Raw genomic sequence first — 4603 nt, forward strand, 5'->3', positions numbered from 1 at the left:
TGTATAAGAGACAGCGACCACCCTTCCCCGCCACCATGTTCTCGAAGGCCGCCGGGATGCCGTCCAGAGCGATCCGATCCGTCACCAGGCCCCCCAGGTCCAGGCGCCCCGCCCGGACATGCTCCGCCAGGACCGGCAGGTCCACCGCCGGGTCCGAGTTCCCGTACACGCAGCCCGAAAGCGTCCGCCCCCAGTGGAAGAGTTCCAGGGCGTTGAAGGTGACCTGCTGATCCTTGCCGCCGATACCGACCACCGTCGTCCGCCCGCCCCGCCGCGTCGACTCCCACGCAGCCCGGATCGTCACCGCACGCCCCACGCACTCCACCGCCACGTCCACGCCCTGACCGCCGGTCAGCTTGCGGATGGCCTTGGGGGTGGTCTCGGAGGCGACGACGTACTCCGTAGCCCCCGCCGAACGCGCCAACTCCTCCTTCTCCGGGGAGACATCGACCGCGACGATCTGTGAGGCCCCCGCGATCCGCGCCGCCTGGAGGGTCGCGAGGCCCACCCCGCCGACCCCGAAGACGGCCACCGTCTCGCCCTCGCGGACCTTCGCCGAGTGGTGCACCGCGCCGTACCCGGTGAGTACGGCGCAGCCGAGCAGGGCCGCGTCGGTGAGCGGGACACCGTCGGGGACCGGCAGGACACAGTTGGCCGCCACCACCGTCTCCTCGGCGAACGCGGCGACGTTCAGACCGGGGTGGAGATCAACGCCGTCCGAGGAGCGGTGGGCGTACACATCGGAGGCCCCCGCAAGCGCGTTGACGCACAGCCACACCTCACCGAGCGAACAGGCATGACAACTGCCGCAGGACGGCGCCCAGTTGAGCACCACCCCGTCACCCGGCGCGACATGGGTGACATCGGCGCCCACGGACACCACCGTCCCCGCGCCCTCGTGCCCGAGCACCGCAGGCACCGGAACCCGCATCGTGCCGTTGGTCAGGGACAGGTCGGAGTGGCAGACCCCGGCGGCGGCCAGACGCACCCGCAGCTGGCCGGGGCCCGGCTCGGGCAGGTCGATCTCGGTGATCTCCAGAGGAGACCCGACGGCGGGCAGAACAGCGGCGCGGACCACGATGACGTACTCCTCAAAAGGCGCGGAACAGGAAGGGACTCAGAGCTCAGGGCTCAGAACTGGAGGGACTTGGTCTGCAGGTACTCCGTCAGGCCGTGCGGGCCCAGCTCCCGGCCCACCCCGGACTGCTTGTAACCGCCGAACGGCGCCTGGGGGTTGAAGCTGCCGCCGTTGATGTCGACCTGGCCGGTGTCCATGCGGCGGGCGAAGGCGACCGCCTCCGCGTCGTCGGCCGCCCAGACCGCGCCCGCGAGCCCGTACACGGTGCCGTTGGCGATGCGCAGGGCGTCGTCCTCGTCCTCGTACCTGATGATCGAGACGACCGGCCCGAAGATCTCCTCCTGGGCGATCGTCATCTCGGGGGTGACGTCGGCGAAGACGGTGGGCTGGACGAAGTAGCCCTGCTCGTGCGGCGCTTCGGCGCCACCCGCGACCACGCGCGCGCCCTCCTCGACACCCTTCTCGATGTAACCCCGCACGCGAGCCTGCTGCTTGGCGTTGACGACGGGGCCGATGCGGGAGCCGTACTTGGCGGCGGCCGCCGCGGCGAGCTCCACCGCCTCGTCGTAGCGCGCGGAGTCCACCAGCATGCGAGTCCAAGCGCTGCACGTCTGGCCGGAGTTGGACATGACGTTGGCGACGCCGACGTTCACGGCCTTGGCCAGGTCCGCGCTCGGCAGGATGACGTTCGCGGATTTGCCGCCGAGCTCCAGGGCGACGCGCTTGACCGCGGCGCCCGCGGTGGCGCCGATCTGCTTGCCGACCGCCGTGGAGCCGGTGAAGGAGACCAGGTCGACGCCCTCGTGCTCGGCGAGCGCCTGGCCCGCGACCGGGCCGAGGCCGGTGACCAGGTTGAAGACACCGGCGGGGATGCCCGCCTCGTGCGCGGCCTCGGCGAAGAGCTGGGCGGTGAGCGGGGTGTCCTCGGCGGGCTTGAGAACCACGGTGCAGCCCGCGGCGAGCGCGGGGGCGACCTTGTTGACGATCTGGTGGAGGGGGTAGTTCCAGGGCGTGATCGCGCCGACCACGCCGACCGGTTCCAGGTAGACGGTGGAGTTGCCGATCTTCTCCTCGAAGGAGTACGTCGCGGCGAGATCCGCGTACGAGCCCGCGACCAGGATCGGCACCCCGGCGTGCACCATCTGCGAGAACGGGAGCGGGGAGCCGAGCTCGGCCGTCACGGTCTCGGCGATCTCGTCCTTGCGGGCGACCAGTTGGTCGCGCAGCGCGCCGATGAGCGCGGCACGCTCGGCGGGCGGCGTCGTGGACCAGGCGGGGAAGGCGTCGCGGGCGGCGCGCACCGCGGCGTCGACGTCCTGTGCCGTGCCGGCCGGCACCCGGTCGATGACCTGCTCGTCGGCCGGGTTCACGACCTCGATCGTGTCCGTGCCTGCGGCGGGGCGCCAGGCTCCGCCGATGTACATCCCGTCGTGGGCCTTCATCGCATCCTCCTGATAGTCGTCCGCGCACCAAACTAGCGCTGATAGTTTTTCGACACCAGGGGCGTCTGCCCCAGGGGCCCACTTCCCGGCCACGACCCCATCTATACGGTGCCGTACATACGCTGCTGGCGTCGGCGGGCGGGTGGCGTCACTGCGGGACCGGCTGCCCGCCGACCTCCGCGAGGGCACTCGGGGGCCCGGCTTCCCCACGGGTCCGTTCACATCCGTCTACCAGACGCACGACGAGTGGGTCGCCGAGCTGAGCAACAAGACGGTGCACGCACTGATGCACATCGGCTGGGTGCCGGACGGATCCGGCGGCCACCGCGGCCAGATGGCCGTCATCGTGAAGCCCAACGGGCTGCTCGGCTCCGCCTACATGGCCGCCATCGCCCCCTTCCGGCACCTGGGGGTGTACCCCGCGCTGATCCGGTCGATCGGCCGCGAGTGGGAGGCGGATTCCACCGAGAGGCGCGTCGACCGACCGGAGCCGGGGCCCGACTCCGGCCACGCAAGTACCCCTCTCCGGCCACCACTTGTGCATGCGCCCCAAGTTCGCCGCGCGTTCGATTTCAGTCGTGTGACAGACGCATGACAAGACCCCAACTCCCTTGATCTACGCCCGTAGAGCGGCCAGTCTGCTGATCGCGCCGGGAGTGGAACGCACCGCTCCCGGCTGTGTGTGCGATCCCGCACGCGCCCCCACAGTTGCGCCGCCCGACCCAGGGCGCGCGCCGCCTATGAGGAGGACTCCCTCACCATGGCAATGCTGCGCAGCAAGAAGACCGCGATCGCCGCGGCGATCTCGACCGCCACCGCCGCCACGCTGTTCGGCGCGGTCACCGCCCTGCCGGCCCAGGCCGCACCCGCCGAGGGCACCGTCATCGGGGCCGGCTCTGCCGACGCCGTCAAGGGCAGCTACATCGTGACGCTGAAGCAGAGTTCGGGCTTCAAGGCCGCGTCGGGCCAGGGCAAGGATCTGATGGCCGAGTACGGCGGGTCGGTGCACAAGACCTTCAAGTCCGCGCTCAACGGCTACACCGCGAGCCTGAGCACGACGGAGGCGAAGAGACTCGCGGCCGATCCCGCGGTCGCCTCCGTCGAGCAGAACCGCACCCTCCGGGCCGACGCGACCCAGACCAGCGCTCCCTGGGGCCTGGACCGCATCGACCAGACGAGCCTGCCGCTGTCCGGCACCTACACCTACCCGGACACCGCGGGCTCGGGCGTCACCGCGTACGTCATCGACACCGGCGTACGCATCTCGCACGCCGAGATCAGCGGCCGCGCGGTAAACGGCTACGACGCCGTGGACGGTGACTCCACCGCCCAGGACGGCAACGGCCACGGCACGCATGTCGCCACGACCATCGCGGGCAAGACGTACGGCGTCGCCAAGAAGGCCAAGATCGTGGCCGTCCGCGTGCTCGACAACAACGGCTCCGGCACGACCGCCGGTGTCATCGCGGGCATCGACTGGGTGACGAGCAACCACGCCGCGGGAGCCCCCGCCGTGGCCAACATGTCGCTCGGCGGCGGCGCGTCCACCACCCTCGACAACGCGGTGAAGAAGTCCATCGCCGACGGCGTCAGTTACGCGGTCGCGGCGGGCAACGAGGGCGTCAACGCCTCCTCGTCGTCCCCCGCGCGGGTCCCCGAGGCCATCACGGTCGGCGCCACCGGCAACACGGACGCCAAGGCCAGCTGGTCCAACTACGGCTCGGTCCTGGACATCTTCGCGCCGGGCGTCTCGATCAAGGCGGGCTGGAACACGAGCGACACGGCCACCAACACCATCTCCGGTACGTCGATGGCGACGCCGCATGTCGCCGGTGCGGCGGCGGTGTACCTGGCGGGCCACACGTCGGCGACCCCGACGCAGGTCGCGTCCGCGCTGGTGAACGGGTCCACGGCGGGCAAGGTGACCAGCCCCGGTACCGGTTCACCGAACCGGCTGCTCAAGCTCGTCCCGTAGTCGTCGAACGCCGGAGGGGATCTTTCAGCCCCTCCGGCGTTTGGGGAGGGCCGCCCCGCCTCAGCCCCTGTCCCTTATACACATCTCCGAGCCCACGAGACGCTCATG

At 70.8% G+C, this 4603-nt stretch carries 3 protein-coding genes and 1 pseudogene; 2 read left to right on the forward strand and 2 right to left on the reverse strand.

What is annotated here, in order from left to right:
• Together E2651_RS41365 and E2651_RS41370 are read right to left on the reverse strand one after the other, a co-directional pair.
• Positions 1 to 1078 (reverse strand): Zn-dependent alcohol dehydrogenase (locus E2651_RS41365; RefSeq protein ID WP_167829064.1); only part of this gene is annotated, 1078 nt, incomplete at its 3' end.
• Between the two features lie 53 nt (positions 1079 to 1131).
• Positions 1132 to 2520, reverse strand: coding sequence for an aldehyde dehydrogenase family protein (locus tag E2651_RS41370; protein ID WP_135336420.1), 1389 nt, complete (start codon positions 2518 to 2520; stop codon positions 1132 to 1134).
• Between the two features lie 124 nt (positions 2521 to 2644).
• Here E2651_RS41370 and E2651_RS41375 point away from each other — a divergent pair.
• Together E2651_RS41375 and E2651_RS41380 are read left to right on the forward strand one after the other, a co-directional pair.
• Positions 2645 to 2983 (forward strand): annotated as a pseudogene (locus E2651_RS41375) (DUF2867 domain-containing protein); the annotation flags it as partial.
• A 297-nt stretch (positions 2984 to 3280) separates the two neighbouring features.
• A complete protein-coding gene (locus E2651_RS41380; RefSeq protein ID WP_135336422.1) occupies positions 3281 to 4495 on the forward strand; it encodes a S8 family peptidase in 1215 nt (404 codons plus the stop codon).
• The last annotated feature ends 108 nt before the right edge of the window (positions 4496 to 4603 follow it).

Source organism: Streptomyces sp. MZ04, from assembly GCF_004684775.1.
GTDB lineage: Bacteria > Actinomycetota > Actinomycetes > Streptomycetales > Streptomycetaceae > Streptomyces.